At 68.0% G+C, this 15,772-nt stretch carries 11 protein-coding genes; 2 read left to right on the top strand and 9 right to left on the bottom strand.

The window, feature by feature from the left end; genetic code table 11:
* Positions 1-47: 47 nt before the first annotated feature.
* The 8 genes from ACZ5XS_RS35490 to ACZ5XS_RS35455 all read right to left on the bottom strand — a co-directional run bounded on the left by ACZ5XS_RS35490 (position 48) and on the right by ACZ5XS_RS35455 (position 12,270).
* Positions 48-1,364 (bottom strand): NtaA/DmoA family FMN-dependent monooxygenase, encoded by a 1,317-nt coding sequence (locus tag ACZ5XS_RS35490; RefSeq protein WP_468658387.1) that lies wholly within the window; start codon positions 1,362-1,364, stop codon positions 48-50.
* Between the two features lie 11 nt (positions 1,365-1,375).
* Positions 1,376-2,689, bottom strand: coding sequence for an NtaA/DmoA family FMN-dependent monooxygenase (locus ACZ5XS_RS35485; RefSeq protein WP_468658385.1), 1,314 nt, complete (start codon positions 2,687-2,689; stop codon positions 1,376-1,378).
* Positions 2,690-2,702: 13 nt separating this feature from the next.
* A complete protein-coding gene (locus tag ACZ5XS_RS35480) occupies positions 2,703-4,010 on the bottom strand; it encodes an NtaA/DmoA family FMN-dependent monooxygenase (RefSeq protein WP_468658383.1) in 1,308 nt (435 codons plus the stop codon).
* A gap of 198 nt (positions 4,011-4,208) precedes the next feature.
* Positions 4,209-6,191, bottom strand: coding sequence for a dipeptide ABC transporter ATP-binding protein (locus ACZ5XS_RS35475; RefSeq protein WP_468658381.1), 1,983 nt, complete (start codon positions 6,189-6,191; stop codon positions 4,209-4,211).
* A 258-nt stretch (positions 6,192-6,449) separates the two neighbouring features.
* Positions 6,450-8,078, bottom strand: coding sequence for an ABC transporter substrate-binding protein (locus ACZ5XS_RS35470; protein WP_468658379.1), 1,629 nt, complete (start codon positions 8,076-8,078; stop codon positions 6,450-6,452).
* A 301-nt stretch (positions 8,079-8,379) separates the two neighbouring features.
* Positions 8,380-9,672, bottom strand: a complete 1,293-nt coding sequence (locus ACZ5XS_RS35465) for an MFS transporter (RefSeq protein WP_468658377.1) — start codon at positions 9,670-9,672, stop codon at positions 8,380-8,382.
* Positions 9,669-10,871: an MFS transporter gene (locus ACZ5XS_RS35460; protein ID WP_468658375.1), complete on the bottom strand. Its 1,203-nt coding sequence runs from the start codon at positions 10,869-10,871 to the stop codon at positions 9,669-9,671. Before ACZ5XS_RS35460 ends, ACZ5XS_RS35465 begins: the two co-directional genes overlap by 4 nt.
* A 73-nt stretch (positions 10,872-10,944) precedes the next feature.
* Complete coding sequence (locus tag ACZ5XS_RS35455; protein WP_468658373.1) at positions 10,945-12,270, bottom strand: NtaA/DmoA family FMN-dependent monooxygenase; 1,326 nt, start codon at positions 12,268-12,270, stop codon at positions 10,945-10,947.
* 157 nt (positions 12,271-12,427) lie between these two features.
* Here ACZ5XS_RS35455 and ACZ5XS_RS35450 point away from each other — a divergent pair, with 157 nt between their 5' ends.
* Together ACZ5XS_RS35450 and ACZ5XS_RS35445 are read left to right on the top strand one after the other, a co-directional pair.
* Entirely contained in the window at positions 12,428-13,006 is a 579-nt protein-coding gene (locus ACZ5XS_RS35450; protein ID WP_468658447.1) for an NADPH-dependent FMN reductase, read from the top strand.
* Complete coding sequence (locus ACZ5XS_RS35445; protein ID WP_307672832.1) at positions 13,003-13,503, top strand: flavin reductase family protein; 501 nt, start codon at positions 13,003-13,005, stop codon at positions 13,501-13,503. The genes ACZ5XS_RS35450 and ACZ5XS_RS35445 overlap by 4 nt, the downstream gene beginning before the upstream one ends.
* Positions 13,504-14,388: 885 nt before the next feature.
* Here ACZ5XS_RS35445 and ACZ5XS_RS35440 read toward each other — a convergent pair.
* Complete coding sequence (locus tag ACZ5XS_RS35440; protein WP_468658371.1) at positions 14,389-15,582, bottom strand: MFS transporter; 1,194 nt, start codon at positions 15,580-15,582, stop codon at positions 14,389-14,391.
* Positions 15,583-15,772 lie beyond the last annotated feature (190 nt).

The following is a 15,772-nucleotide window of genomic DNA, read 5'->3' as shown; positions in this document are numbered from 1 at the left end:
GTCGCGACGCGGTTCTCTTGAAAAGTGCGGGGATGTCTGCGGTGGGCTCAGAACTCGCGGAGCGTCTCGCGCAGGGTGGACTTGGTGTACTCGGTGCGGGTGAGGCCCAGACGCTGGAGCTCGGGGACCAGGCCGTCGGTGATCGAATGGATGTACTTCCGGTTCAGATCCCAGCCGGGCTTCATGATGAGGAAGCCGTCGCCCCCGATCTCCTCCATCGCCTCGCCCATCTGCTGGGCGACCTGCTCCGCCGTCCCGACGAACTCGACGCCTGTCTTGGCCCAGTCGATCGCGAGTTGACGCAGGGTCTTGGGGCCTGGGGTGCCGTCGCCCCTCATGAAGTGCTCGAGGGATCCGCGTTCGCCGTTGGTGGTCAGACCCTCCGGAAGTGGCTTGTCCAGGTCGAACTGCTTGAAGTCGATCTCGGTGTTGGCCGAGATGCTGACCAGGGTCTTCTCGACATAGGCGTCGGACGAGGTCAGCCGTTCCACCTCGGCGCGGGCTTCGGCTTCGGTGGCGGCGATGGTGGGGGAAACGCAGAAGAGGAGTTTGATGTGGTCGGGGTCGCGGCCGGCCGCTTCGGCGCGGGCGCGGATGTCGTCGCGGTACTCCTTCATGCCCGCGGTGCCGGTCCCGACCGCGACAATGGCGTCGGCGGCGCCTGCGGCGAACGCGCGACCGCGGGGAGAGGCTCCGGCCTGGAGGAACGTGGGGCGGTGCTGGGGCGAGGGCACGGTGTTGAGCGGCCCGCGGGACTTGAAGTACTTGCCTTCGAAGTCGATGGTGCGGACCTTGCGGAAGTCGGCGAAGGTGTTGGTCTCGCGGTCCATGACGACCGCGTCAGGATCCCAGGAATCCCACAGCTGGTTCACGACGTCGAAGTACTCCTCGGCGACGTTGTAACGCTCGTCATGCTCGGGAAGACCCTCAAGCCCGAAGTTCTGCGCGGCACGATCCTCGGCCGAGGAGACGATGTTCCAGCCGAACCGGCCCTCGGCGATCGAGTCGACAGTGGAACAGGCACGGGCCAGCAGATACGGCGGGTAGAACGACGTCGACATCGTCGCCACCACGCCCAGGTGGGTGGTGTTCGCGGCTACCTTGACCGCCAGTGGCACGGGGTCGTGCTTGGGCGCGAAGATGGAGTTCTTCAACGCGCCTTCCATGGTGCCGCCGTACGCGTCGGCCACCATCACGGTGTCCTCGATCATCATGAAGTCGAAACACGCCCGCTCCATCGACCGGGCCATGTCGACGTAGAAGTCGCCGTTGGTCCAGTTCTTCACGTCCGGGGAAGCCCACTCGCTGTCCCACTCCGGCGGGATGAAGTTCATGAACCAACCAAGGTGGAATTTCTTCGTCATCGTGTCGATCCTCAGAACTCGCGGAGTGTGTCGCGCAGGGTGGACTTGGTGTACTCGGTGCGGGTGAGGCCCAGGCGCTGGAGCGCGGGTACCAGGCCGTCGCAGATGTCGGTGATGTACTGCCGGGAGAGGTCGCGACCGCCCTTGTTGATGAGGAAGCCGTCGCCGCCGATCTCCTCCATCGCCTCGCCCATCTTCTTGGCGACCTGCTCCGCGGTGCCCACCAGCTCCAGGCCCCGCTTGTTGCGGGCCATGACCATCTGACGCAGGGTCTTGGGACCGGGGGTGCCGTCGCCCCGCATGAAGTGCTCGAGGGATCCGCGTTCGCCGTTGGTGGTCAGCCCCTCGGGGAGTGGCTCGTCCAGGTCGAACTGCTTGAAGTCGATCTCGGTGTTCGACGAGATGCCCACCAGCGCCTTCTCGATGAAGGAGTCGGTCGCGATGATCCGCGCCTCCTGCTCCCGGGCTTCGGCTTCGGTGGCGGCGATGGTGGGAGAGACGACGAAGAGGAGCTTGATCTCGTCGGGGTCACGGCCGGCCGCTTCGGCACGCGCCCGGATGTCGTCGCGGTACTCCTTCATGCCCGCGGTGCCGGTACCGACCGCGATGATCGCGTCGGCCGCGCCCGCGGCGAACGCGCGACCCCGGGGAGAGGCCCCGGCCTGGAAGAACGCGGGCCGATGCTGGGGCGAGGGCACGGTGTTGAGCGGGCCACGGGACTTGAAGTACTTGCCCTCGAAGTCGATGGTGCGGACCTTGCGGTAATCGGCGAAGGTGTTGGTGCCGCGGTCCATGACGACCGCGTCAGGGTCCCAGGAGTCCCACAGCTGGTTGACGACGTCGAAGTACTCCTCGGCGACGTTGTAGCGCTCGTCGTGCTCGGGAAGACCCTCAAGCCCGAAGTTCTGCGCGGCACGATCCTCGGCCGAGGAGACGATGTTCCAGCCGAACCGGCCCTCGGCGATCGAGTCGACAGTGGAACAGGCACGGGCCAGCAGATACGGCGGGTAGAACGAGGTGGACATGGTGGCCACCACGCCCATTTTTGAGGTGTTGGCGGCGACCATGACGGCCAGCGGGATCGGGTCCTGCTTCGGCGCGAAGACGGCGTTCTTCAGCGACCCCTCCATGGTGCCGCCGTACGCGTCGGCCACCATCACGGTGTCCTCGATCATCATGAAGTCGAAACAGGCCCGCTCCATCGACCGGGCCATGTCGACGTGGAACTTGCCGTTGGCCCAGCTCCTCACGTCCGGGGAAGCCGACTCGGACTGCCAGTCCGGCGGCGTGAAGTTCATGAACCAACCCAGGTGGAACATCGTCATGTGCGTCTGCCTTTCAGAACTCGCCGAGGGTCTCGCGCAAGGTGGACCCGGTGTACTCGGTGCGGGTCAGCCCACGTCGTTGGAGTTCGGGGACGAGGCCGTCGCAGATGTCGTTGATGTATTTGCGTGTCAGGCCCCTGCGGTGGATGAGGAAGCCGTCGCCGCCGACCTGCTCCATCACGGCCTGCATCTGGTCGGCGACCTGTTCGGGAGTGCCGATGAACTCCAGGCCGAACGAGCTTGCCGCGACCGCGAGTTGACGCAGGGTCTTGGGGCCTGGAGTGCCGTCGCCGCGCTTGAAGTGTTCGAGGGATCCTCGTTCGCCGTTGGTGGTCAGACCCTCGGGGAGCGGCTCGTCCAGGTCGAACTGCTTGAAGTCGATCTCGGTGTTCGACGAGATGCCCACGAGCGCCTTCTCCACGAACAGATCCGACTGGCCGAAGCGTTGATGAGCGGCGGTCGCTTCGGCTTCGGTGGCGGCGATGGTGGGAGAGACGACGAAGAGGAGCTTGATCTCGTCGGGGTCGCGGCCGGCCGCTTCGGCACGCGCCCGGATGTCGTCGCGGTACTCCTTCATGCCCGCGGTGCCGGTACCGACCGCGATGATCGCGTCGGCCGCGCCCGCGGCGAAGGCACGGCCCCGGGGAGAGGCCCCGGCCTGGAAGAACGCGGGCCGATGCTGAGGCGAGGGCACGGTGTTGAGCGGGCCACGGGACTTGAAGTACTTGCCCTCGAAGTCGATGGTGCGGACCTTGCGGTAATCGGCGAAGGTGTTGGTCTCACGGTCCATGACGACCGCGTCAGGATCCCAGGAATCCCACAGCCGGTTGACGACGTCGAAGTACTCCTCGGCGACGTTGTAACGCTCGTCGTGCTCGGGAAGACCCTCAAGCCCGAAGTTCTGCGCGGCGCGGTCCTCGGCCGAGGAGACGATGTTCCAGCCGAACCGCCCCTCGGCGATCGAGTCGACAGTGGAACAGGCACGGGCCAGCAGATACGGCGGGTAGAACGAGGTGGACATGGTGGCCACCACGCCCATTTTTGATGTGTTGGCGGCGACCATGACGGCCAGCGGGATCGGGTCCTGCTTCGGCGCGAAGACGGCGTTCTTCAGCGACCCCTCCATGGTGCCGCCGTACGCGTCGGCCACCATCACGGTGTCCTCGATCATCATGAAGTCGAAACACGCCCGCTCCATCGACCGGGCCATGTCGACGTGGAACTTGCCGTTGGCCCAGTTCCTCACGTCCGGGGAAGCCGACTCGGACTGCCAGTCCGGCGGCGTGAAGTTCATGAACCAACCCAGGTGGAACATCGTCATCTGCCTTGTCCTGCCTCTCCTGCTGCCTCCGCGAACGAGATCGCCGGGCAGGTCGGCACCGCTCCGATGCGTGCCTTGGTCCGTGGTGAACCCATGACATCCAGCGCCGGTGTCACGACGAATGCGCCGTCATGGCACTCGCATTGCGCCGCTGCGACCGTGGTCCGCCCCTCGGCGGACGGGGTGAACCGCGCCTGGTCATCCCTGGTTCGCGGGAACGCTGAGGAGATGACACGAGGCCTCCCGGCCCCCGACGCCGTCGATGGAGTAGAGAAACGGTGCCTCGGTGGAGCATCGGTCGATCCGCTCGCGGCAGCGCGGGTGGAACGAGCAACCCGACGGCACGGAGAGCGGGCTCGCCGGCTCGCCCGGCAGTCGCACCGGAGCGGCCCCAGGGGTGGGGATCGCGGCCAGCAGGGCTTTGGTGTAAGGGTGTTTGGGGGAGCTGATGACCTCCTCGGTCGGCCCCAGTTCGACGATCTGCCCGAGGTACATCACCGCGGTGCGGTCGGAGATGAAGCGCGCGGCGGCCAGATCATGGGTGACGAACATGACGGCCATCCCGAGCTCGCGCCGCAGGTCCTGAAGCAGGTTGAGTACGGAGGCGGCCAAGGAAGCGTCCAGAGCGGAGGTGGGCTCGTCGCACAGCAGCAGCTTCGGAGGGACGATGACGGCCCTGGCGAACGCCACCCGCTGGCGCTGACCGCCCGAGAGCAGGCCCGCCTTGATGCCGGCCACATCCGGGGGAAGCCCCACCTGGCGCAGTGCCCGGTCGACCAGCTCCCGGCGGTCTGCCCTGTTGTTCTCCTTGAGCAGCCGCTCGCCCACGATCTCGCCCACGGTCAGCCAGGGCGTGAGCGAGGCACCGGCGTCCTGGAACACCATTTGAGGCCGGCCGCCGGGTCGCTCGACATCCCCGCCGTCGGGCGCCATCAGCCCCGCGACGACGCGGAGCAGCGTCGACTTCCCCGACCCGGACTCGCCCACGACGGCCATCGACTCGCCGGGAGCGATCTCGAGAATCACGTTGCGCAACGCGTGGAGTTCGTCCTTCTTGAGCAGCCCGCGTCTGACCGTGAAGTGCTTGTCGACGCCATTGATCCGCAATGCGGGAGCGGTGTCGTCGACCTCGGCCATGGACCGGAACGACGGTGCGGCGGCGAGTATCGCCTCTTGGCTCGTCGCTCCGGGAACGATGCAGGCCGCCACGCCCGAGTGCGTGGCCGCGGGGGTCGGCACCGGCAGAACCTCGGCGCAGTCATGGACCGCCGCCGAGCACCTCGGCGCGAAGGCGCAGCCCTGTGGATGTGCCCGAGGATCCGGCGGTTCACCAGGGAGCGCCGGAATCGGTCGGCCGGTCGGCAGGTCGAGATCCAGCCGGGCGTTCAGCAGGCCCACGGTGTAGGGATGTGACGGTGCTCGCAGGACCTCCTCCGTCTTTCCGATCTCGGCCACCCGACCGCCGTACATGACCGCGATCCGGTCGGCCACCTGCGAGGCCACGCCGATGTCGTGCGTGACCAGGATGAAGGAGGTGCCGAGCTTGTCGCAGAGGTCGCGGATGAGGGCGAGAACCTGTGCCTGCACCGTCACGTCGAGTGCCGTGGTCGGCTCGTCGGCGATCACCAGGTCGGGCTTGCCTGCGACCGCCATGGCGATCATCACGCGCTGCCTGAGCCCACCCGACAGTTCGTGGGGGAACGCCTTCATCCGCCGCTTGGGGTCCGGGACGCCGACGAGGTCGAGAAGCCGCAGCGCCTCCTCCTCGGACCCGGCCGCCTCCACCACCTGGCGGCCGATGCGCATCGTGGGGTTGAGCGAGGTCATGGGGTCCTGGAACACCGCCCCGAGGTGCAGCTTGCGCATGCGGCGCCGCTCCTCGTCCGACGCGGACACCATGTCGACGCCGCAGACCTCGGCCTTTCCGGTGACGACGGGCATCGGGTCCCCGGCGAGCAGCCCGAGGAGGGCCAGCGCCATCACGCTCTTGCCCGAGCCGGACTCACCGACGACGGCGAGGATCTCGCCGGGGGCGATGTCCAGGGTGACGCCGCGCAGGGAGTGGACGGGCACTCCTCGACGCCTGAAGGTGACCGTGAGGTCCTCCACCCGAGCGCGTGACGCGGTCGGTGGTTCGGCGAGTGCCGCGGCGCTGTTCCCGGGAGTGCTGGTGCTGGTCATGGTTGATGCCCTCCTCAGCCTGGTGGTGGTGACGGTGTCGGTGAGGTAGGAGTTCTGCTCCAGCCCCTCCAGGTACGTGCGCAAGATGACTTGTCGGTCGCGGGCAGAAGGAGATCAGGCGCTTCGTCGAGCCGGACCTCGCTCGTTTCCTCACGGACCTCGCCGGTCTCCTCGGGACTGAGAACAGGTCCAACTCAGCCTGTCTGAACCTGAGTTCCGGGTCGCGGGAGGCGATTTCAACGGGCAGCCGTCACCGGCTCAGACCCGTTTGATCTTGGCCGGGTTGAAGACGTAGGGGAGATACGAATCGAGCTCGATCCCCGCGAGGTCGGAGTGGGTGACGAAGTTCTGCGGGATACGGCACAACGGGACCCACAGGGCCTCGTCCGCGATGATGTCGGTGATCTTCAGGTAGACGTCGTTGGTCTTGTCCTCGGTGCCCTTGGTGATCGCCTCGTCCATGAGTGCGTCCACCTTGGGGTTGCCGTACTGGAACGCGTTCAGCGGCTTCGCGCCGGTGCGCAGGAAGATCCGCAGCGCGGTGTCCAGGTGCAGCGCGTCACCGCCCATCGTCCCCAGGAGTAGGTCCGGCCGCTTCTCGGCCGGCTGGTTGCACAGGTCGAACCACTCCGCCGAGGGCATCGCCCGGATGGTGATCTCCAGCCCGGTCGGGGCGAGCTGGGTCTGGATCAGCTCGGCCATCTGCTGGGCCGGCGCGCCGTTGGACGACACCCAGGCGAAGTCGATCTTCTTGTTCGACAGTGAGGCGATCTTCTTGGTCAGCGGAGCGAGGTCGACCTCCGGGTCGAAGGGTGCGAGCCCCTTGGGGAACATGTTCTCCGGCCAGAAGTTCTCCTGGACCGTGGTGAGCCCCTTGAAGGACGTCTCGACCGCAGTGGCGCGGTCGATGGCGGTCATCATCGCCTGCCGCAGGGACTTGTCCTTGAACATGCCCGCGCCGGGGTTCATGTAGAGCGACATCATCGACGCGCCGAGGTTCGTGGCGACCGCGAACTTCTTGTTCTTCCGGTAGCTGAGCACGTCGGCGATGGCGAACCCGTGGCTGACCAGATTGAACGCGCCCTGGTCCAGCTGGAGCTTCTGGGTGGCGATCTCGGGGGTGATCTGGATCCGGATCGTCTTGAAATAGGGCTGCGCGCCCCAGTAGCCGTCGAATCGCTCCAGGACGTAGTGGCTCCCCGGCACGAACTCCTTCATGACATAAGGACCGGTGCCCGCGTCGTGGGTCTTGAGCCACGTCTGGGCCAGGTCGCCGCCCACCGCGTTCTTGGTGACCGCCGTCGGGCTGGTCACCAGCATCTTCCACGGGCAGGCCGCGTAGTGGAGGAAGGCGTTGTTGGGCTCCTTGAGCTTGATGACGAGGGTGGTCGCGTCCTTCGCCGTGGCCTTCTCGATCCCCTCCACCATGTAGGCAGGTCCCTGTTTGACCCCGGCCCGACGCTTGAAGCTCTTCAACCACGCCTCGGCGTCGGCGGGTGTCCCGTCGTGGAACGTGACGTCCGGCTTCAGCTTGAAGGTGTAGGTCAGCTGGTCGTCGGAGACCGTCCAGGAGTCCGCCAGCTGCGGGATTATCTCGGACGTGCCGGACTTGTAGGTGACGAGGCCGTCGTAGCACGCGTGCATGACCTGCACGCCCTCGCCCTCGTACATGATGTCCGGGTCGGGGACCTGCATGTCCTGCAGGAACGGCATGCGCAGGGTGAGGTTGCCCGCGCCGTCCTCGCTGGCCTCATCGGTGCCACATGCCTCGAGCAGGCTCATCAGGCTGACGCTGCCGAGCGTGATGCCGGCTGCCTTGAGCAGGCTGCGACGGCTCAGCTGGGTGCGCGGTTCCGGTCTGTGCTGGGCTTCGGTCTTGGTGGGCACGGACGCCTCCTACGGCGGGGACTCACGAAGCAACTTGGACAGTGCGGTGAGGGATGAGGCGAGGCGTTCGGCTCGTCTCCACGCTGTTCGCCAGATCAAAGCGGCGGTGTGTGACACCGCAGCGTCGTCATCGTGGCCTTCCTATTGCGCCTGGTTCGTAACAGATGGTGTTTCGGTCACGGAGCGGCCGAAGCCATAAGGGCACTCGGAAGGCCAGAGGTGCGCGTCACAAAGGGCCAGGGGCACGCGTCACGATGCGGGCTCCGGCACGCCCTCTGTGCCGTCGCGGAGGAAGGCGTACTCAGGTCCCGGGAGCAGGGCGGAGAGCGGTCTCCGGGGCGGCCGACAGCAGGTCGCGCAGGCGCAGGACGACCGTCAGCACCGCCGCCATCCCGATCAGCGACGACAGCATCAGGGCGTTCCTGGTGCCGAGCAGTTCGGCACCCGCCCCGATCAGCACCATTCCTATCGGCATCGCGCCGATCGCGGTACTGAGCACCCCCAGGGCGACGCCACGTTCGGTGTCGTGTGCGGACTCGATCGCGAGGAGACTCTGCATGGACCCGAACGCGGCCTGTCCCATCCCGGCCACGAACAACGCGATGAACGCGAGTTGGAATATGGGCGCGGTGGAGAAGCAGAACAGCCCGAGCAGAGCGACCATCGAGCCGACCGCGAAGACCAGTCCGCGCCTCAGGAGGGGCCGGGTGCTCAGGACGATTCCGCAGAGGATCTGACCGCCGCCCGCAGCGGCGCCCAGGGCGCCGGCGAGCACGGCGTCGGCGGAGAACTCAGCGGCCACGAGAGGTACCAGCGGAACGTAGCCGAACATGAACAGGTTCATCGCCACGGTCACACCCAAAGTGGCCAGCAGGCGCCTGCTGCGCCGGGCGAGCCTGATGCTGGCGGCGGCCTGCTTGACGATCGACACGCGCGCACCGGGGTCGCCCGGGGTGGCGTAGCGAGGACTGGGAACCAGCCGCAGCAAGGCCGCCGAAACGCAGAGCAGCACGCCCATCCCGGCGAATCCCGCTCCCATGCCCACGTGGTCGATGAGCGCACCACCGGCGAGCGTGCCGAACATGGCCGACCCCGCCTGTGCGGTGGACTCGATCGTCATCGCCTGCCCGGCGAAACGCGGACCGACGGTCTCGTAGATGAGGGGGCGCTGCGCGGTCATGTTCACCAGCCCCCCGATTCCCAGCGCGAACATGAAGGGAAGGGTCATCCAGACCTCGACCCGTCCGGACTGTACGAGTCCGAACATCGCGAACTGGACCGGGATCAGCACCAACTGGACGCGACGGACGAGCTTGCGGCGGTCAAGTCGGTCGCTGATCACCCCCGCCACGAAGCCCCCGATGAGCATCGGGAGGAAGACGAGCGCGCCGACCACCTGGTTGAGGATGGGCGACCCGGACATCTGGGCCAGCAGGTAGCTCGTGGTGAACAGGCCGCCCCACCGCGTGGTGTGCCAGACGAAGGAGCTCACGCAGAGGTAGCGGTAGCCGGGGACCTGGAACAGCGCCCGCAACGAGTACGACGGCGCCGGGTCGGCCGGGTGTACCGGGGATCGTGCTTCGTCCGTGGTCATCCGACGCCCACCGCTGTCTTCTCCCGTCGCCGCAGACCGGACACCCCGAGGAGGATCAGCAGGCTCAGGCACGCGGAGCCCAGGGCGAGCGCGGAGAATCCGATCCAGCTGAGCAGGAACCCGCACAGAATTCCGGCGACTCCGCCGGAGACAGCGGTGACGAAGTCCGCCGCGCCCTGGACCTGTACCCGGTCACCGGAGGTGACGGTGTCCACCAGAAGCGTCGAGGCGCCGATGAAGACGAGCGCCCAGCCGAGGCCCACGGTGAACATCGCGACGAACATCATGGTGACGTCGTCCGCCACCGTCCCTGCGCAGCCGGCGAGAACGAGCACGAACGCGCCGTACCGCATCGTCACGAGCCGCCCGAAGCGGTCCGCGAAGCGACCGACGAGCGGGCTGAAGGCGAACATGCCCGCCATGTGGGCCGAGACCACGAAAGGGATGATCACCTCGTGGTGGTGCGTCTTCATCTCGATCGGTGACATGGCCATCACGCCGACCATCACGGCCTGGGCGACAACCATGGAGAGCAGAGCCAGCCGGGCCGCGGGGGTGGTGGCGATCACCCGCAGTGAGCCGGTGACGCGGATCGACCGGGCGGCGGCGGTCGCGACATTGCCCTCCGCCCGGACCGCCAAGGGGTCGGGGCGTAGCCGCACGCCCACGTTGACCATCGCGCAGAAGAAGAAGAACGAGCTCAGGAGCCAGGGACCGGCGTACTTGTCGAGCCCGAACACCGATTGGCCGAGCGCCTGGGCGGGTCCGACGAGAGTCGGACCGAAGATCGCTCCGAAGGTGGCCGCGAAGAGGATCCGGCCCATCGCCCGGCTTCGCTGGTCCGGCTCGGCCAAGTCGGTCGCCGCGTACCGGGCGAGCAGGTTGGTGGCGGAGCCGGCGCCGTACAGCAGGAGGCCGCACAGGAAGAGCGCGAGGGACGAGAACTGCACGCCGGCACACGCGACAAGACCTCCCGAGGCGGCGAGTGCGTAGCCCAGCTGCATGCCGACCCGCCGTCCGCGGAGCGCCATGACCCGGGCGAGCACCTGCGCCATGACTCCCGAGCCCGCGGTGACGGCCGCGGTCGACAGACCCACCCAAGGTGTGGCGACGCCGACGATGTCCTCGACCACGAAGCCGCCGATCGTGACGGCCGCACCGAGCGCACCGGCGCCCACCACCTGCCCCAGAGTGAGCACGCGCAGGCTCCTGCGTTGGATCTCCGCGCGCTCGACCGGGGTTCGGGACATCCCCCAGGACGGGGAAGCCACGTCAGAACTCGAGCAGGTTGTCGCGGAACATCTCATAGGAGTACGAGGTCCGTGTCAGCCCGCGCTTCTGCAACTCGGGCACCAGTCCGTCGCAGACCTCGCTGATGGAGCGCCGCGTGAGGACGTCCTGGGTGAGCAGGAACCCGTCGCCGCCCACCGTGGCCATGACGTCACCCATCTGGTCGGCGACTTCGGACGGCGTCCCCAGCAGCTCGACGCGTTGTCCGGCGCTGGTGGACGACTGTGCGGCGACCTCGCGCAGCGTGCGGTCCCCGTTGTGGGCGACGAACTGCTGCAGCGAGCTCTGGTGGCCGTTGGTCACCAGCTGGGACGCCAGATCCTTGATCGGGGTGTCCAGGTCGAACACCGAGAAGTCGATGTCCGTGGCGTAGCCCATCCCGGCGAGGCGGGTCACCGGGTTGGCGGCCGCCTCCTGCTGGGCAAGCTGCCGGCGGTCCACGGCCGCCTGATGGGTCTCGCCCAGGACCGGTGACACCAGGAACAGCACCTTCACGGAGTCCGGGTCGCGACCGTGCGCCTCGGCACGGGTCCGGACGTCGTCGCGGTACTCCTTCATCTGCTCGACCGTGGTCGCCGAGGCGATGATCGAGTCGGCGTACTTCGAGGCGAAGGCACGGCCCTTGGGCGATCCGCCCGCCTGGACGATGACCGACCTGCCCTGCGGGGAGCGGGCCGAGTTGATGGGGCCCCGTGACTTGTAGAACGTCCCCTCGAAGTCCACCGGGTGGACCTTGGACGGGTCGGCGAAGATGCCGTCCTGGTCGACCACCATGGAACCGGGCTCCCAGGACTCCCAGAGCTTGACGACCAACTCGGCGAACTCCTCGGCCATGTCGTAGCGGACGTCGTGATCCGGCTGGGCGTCGTGGCCGTAGTTCTGTGCCGCACGGTCCGAGCTCGCGGTGACCATGTTCCACCCGGCCCGGCCCCGGGAGACGTGGTCCATCGTCGAGACGAGCCGTGCGAGCAGGTACGGGGGGTACTCCGTGATCGCCAGCGTCGCGACGATCCCCAGGCGCGAGGTGTTCTGGGTGAGGATCGAGGCCAGGACCGACGGGTCGAACTTGGGGACCGCGTACGCGTTCTCCAGGTAGAAGTCGTGCTTGCCCTGCCAGGCGTCGGGCACGAACGACGAGTCCTCGAGGATGAAGTAGTCGAAGCACGCGCGTTCCAGGGAGCGCGCCATGTCGACGTAGAAGTCCGGCAGCATCCCCTCGGACTTGTGCGTGCCGATCCACTGGTCCCGCCAGCCGTGCACGCGGTAGCCGTTCATGAACCAGCCCAGGTGGAACTTTTTGGCTTGCAACCCGGCCTCCCGCTCTCTTCCTGCGAGGACGGCGTACGGTCCTGCCGCCGGCCTTCGTGCTGGAAGCTAGCCAGGCGGCGTGACACCGGCAGATCACGACCGTTCCGAGGCGATTGCGCCGATCAGGCGCTTGGGCCGGCGAGGTGGCAGCGGCGCAATGGAAGGTTTACTGCCCACACCTGACCGGGAAATCCGCCGCTCCTTCACTGACGGGGTCAGCATTCGTCCGCTGCTACGGAGGACTCATATGACGGTCGTTGTCGTTGGTAACCCCAAGCCGATGTCGCGTACCCGGGCTGCCGCCGAGTTGATCGCTCGGGAACTCAGCGGGAGCGCGCCGTCCGCGGTGATCGACGTGGTGGATCTCGGGGCCGGCCTGCTCGGCTGGGGTGACCCGAAGGTGGCCGAGGCAAAGGCCGCGGTGCTGGGTGCCGACTCGCTCGTGGTGGCGTCACCGACGTTCAAGGCCACGTACACGGGTCTCCTCAAGCTTTTTCTCGACCAGTTCGGACAGGGCGAGCTGGGCGGGATCCCGACGTTCCCCGTGATGCTCGGGGCCGGACTCCAGCACGCGCTCGCACCCGAACTGACCCTGCGTCCGGTGCTGGTCGAGATCGGAGCCAGCTGCCCCGCGCCGAGCCTGTACCTGATCGACTCGGAGTACGAGACCTCGCCGGACCTGGCCATCTGGCTCGAGTCGGCCAGGAAGTACGTCCCGGCGGTGGTGACGCCGTGATCCGGGCATCCGACATGCGGTTCGACGACGGCCTGCTCCGGCAGGCGTTCGGCTGCTTCCCCAGTGGCGTGACCGCCTTCTGCGCGATGGTGGACGGCGTCCCGGAGGGGATGGCCGCCAGCTCGTTCACCTCCGTCTCGCTGGATCCGGCCCTGGTGTCCGTCTGCGTGGCGAACACGTCCTCCACCTGGCCGCGGCTGGCCGAGGCGAGTCGCCTTGGGGTGAGTGTGCTGGCCGGCGAGCACGGTTCGGTGGCGCGGTCGCTCGCGTCGAAGAACGGCCAACGCTTCGCCGGCGTCGACTGGGTCGCCACCGAGACCGGGGCGGTCCTCGTGCACGGCGCCACGCTGTGGCTCGAGTGCTCCATCTACGAGGTCGTCGTGGCAGGCGATCACGCGATCGTGCTGCTGAAGATCGAGGCACTCGACATCTATCCCGACGTTCCCCCGATGGTCTTCCACCGCAGCGGCTTCCACGAGCTCGCATCGAGCGCATGAGAGCGGGCCGCCGATCCGGACTCTCGGGTCGGCGGTCGGTCCCGCGCTCACGTCCGCCCCGGATGGCTCGCCACCCCGCTGAGTCTCCCGGCAACGCCGGCACTCGGCCTCCCGCCGATCACCGCGCATGGTCGCCACCAAAGGAACGCTCACCGAACACCTCGACGCGGCGACGGCCTGCCGTACCACCGCCTGCGCGCGACGCATCAGACGGACTCGACGAGCCGGAAGCCGCATTCCTGCTGTGCGACTTCCGGCTCGTGGACGACCTCGTAGGCCAGGCGTCGGCGGAGCCTCCCACGTGTTCGGGCAACTCTGCTCCTTCGGCAACCTGCTCGGCTCGTTCGCCGAGCAGAGCGACGCACCCGTTCGGCCGGTGCGGCCGCCGAACAAACCGAGCGGTCCCCCGGCCCGCCACGGCCGGCGCAATCGCGGTGACCGAGCGGTGTCTATCGCCTGCGTGCTCATCGGCGCCAAGTCAACTGCTGACAGGGCGAGTTACGGCCAGTGACAGTCCGCGGGGCCCGGCCGGGGGTGCCGAAGACCTGGAAAACCGTGCCGACGGGGTCGTCAGGGGCGGAGAAACAGTGGACGGCGAGGGCCGGGGCGCCGCGTAGTTGACGTTGAGCCTTGGCCAGGGGAGTCGTCCTGCCTCAGCAGAGCCTCGATCATCAGAACCGAGGGTCCGGGCGGCAGCCGCAGCCGGTCGCGGACCATCGGCGGGCGTCCGAAGGACTGTCCAGTGGGCGCGCCTCGATCCTGCGGGACGACTCGTCGCCGAACCGGGCCACCCGGCTGAGCTCGTCGATGAACAGCAGCCACGCGCCCGCCTCGCGGGTTCCGGTCTCGGGTCCGCGGGTGACCAGCCCCTCGCGGGCCGGCGGGCTACGTGATGGCCATGCGACGCCCGACGAAGTGAGTGAGCTGCACGCTGCCCAGCAGGACGACGGCGATGAGCCCGAAGAGCGCGGCCATCCCCATCTGCATGCCCAGCACGGCGCAGCCGACGGTCCCGGCGAGGACGCCGATGCCGGCCGAGATGCGGAATTTCGCCAGGCCGGCCGAGGAGTCGCCGACCTGCGCGACCACCAGCACAGGAAGGCTCGCGGTCGCCCCGGCGAGGCTGACGCCGAACAGCACCGACATCGCCAGGTAGACCGTCAGATCGGAGGTGAGGGCGAGGACGGTCGCGCATACCGTTCCCAGCGCGAACGCGGTGAGGAGCACGGCGACGACTCCGACGCGCCGGATGAGGCGGTACGCCACGGTGAGGACGGCAATCTCGCAAGCGGACATGAGCGCGATCGCGAGGGCGATCGTGACGGTGGGGTACTGGCGTGCCGCGCCCGCGAGCGGAAGAGCGGTGAACAGCACGCCACCGCGGAGGAATTCGCCGCACATCGCCAGTACGAGAGCGGCGCCGCCGCCGGTCGACCTGCCGAATCGAGGCAGGCCGAGCCGCGGTGGCGGCATACCGGGCGGCGGCGCCAGGTTCGGCAGCGCCGAGGCGAGCGCGGCGGCGACTGCCAGCGCGCAGACACCGGTGACGACGAGCGCGATCCGATAGCCCGCTTCGCCGCTGATCATCCCGGCGAGCAGCAGCCCGCCGGGCGACCCGACCGCACCGCCGAAGAGGAAGGCGGCGTTGAACCGCCCCAGGGCGCGGGCGGTTTCCCCGGCTGCCGGGCGCACGCGCACGGCAGCCTGGAGGCCGGCGCCGAGCATCATCCCGCCGCCGAAGCCCTGCACGACCCGGGACGCCATCAGCGGCACGTTGTCGTGCGCCAGTCCCATCCCGATGGACGCCACGCCGAACAGGGACAGCCCGATGGTGAGGGCGACCCTGGCGTCCAGGCCGGGGACGAGCCTGGTGCCGAACACGTCCATGAGGATGACGCCCACTGCCGATGCCAGCATGAAGAGGCCGATGTACACGCTGCTTCGCGAGAGTTCGCGGCCGAACAGCACCTCCAGCGGAGCGGTGAAGCTCATCGTCACTCCGGCGGCCGCCATCAAGGGCAGGAACCATCGCACCCGGCGCGTGCACACCGCACCCCGTTCGGCGTCCTCGATCGACACTCCCACCGGCCACCTCCCGACGTTGGGCAGTGGGAGCACCGACGGTTCGACGCCCCAGAGATCCGCCTGCGCCAGGAGACCCCGCCGACATGTCCCCGGCGATTCCTTACGGTTCTGGGCCTATTGCGCGGGCACGTCGCCACAGCCTTCAGCCGGACACCGGCGCAATCACCAACGCCAACTCCCGACA

The sequence above is a fragment of the Streptomyces sp. NPDC033131 genome (assembly GCF_055578365.1).
This window is presented reverse-complemented; position numbering and strand designations above follow the sequence as displayed.

Bases quoted from the DNA above. Each gene is read 5' to 3' on its own strand.
- ACZ5XS_RS35475 (WP_468658381.1), bottom strand. From the start codon at position 6,191: ATGACCAGCACCAGCACTCCCGGGAACAGCGCCGCGGCACTCGCCGAA.
- ACZ5XS_RS35490 (WP_468658387.1), bottom strand. From the start codon at position 1,364: ATGACGAAGAAATTCCACCTTGGTTGGTTCATGAACTTCATCCCGCCG.
- ACZ5XS_RS35485 (WP_468658385.1), bottom strand. From the start codon at position 2,689: ATGACGATGTTCCACCTGGGTTGGTTCATGAACTTCACGCCGCCGGAC.
- ACZ5XS_RS35450 (WP_468658447.1), top strand. From the start codon at position 12,428: ATGGAAGGTTTACTGCCCACACCTGACCGGGAAATCCGCCGCTCCTTC.
- ACZ5XS_RS35480 (WP_468658383.1), bottom strand. From the start codon at position 4,010: ATGACGATGTTCCACCTGGGTTGGTTCATGAACTTCACGCCGCCGGAC.
- ACZ5XS_RS35465 (WP_468658377.1), bottom strand. From the start codon at position 9,672: ATGACCACGGACGAAGCACGATCCCCGGTACACCCGGCCGACCCGGCG.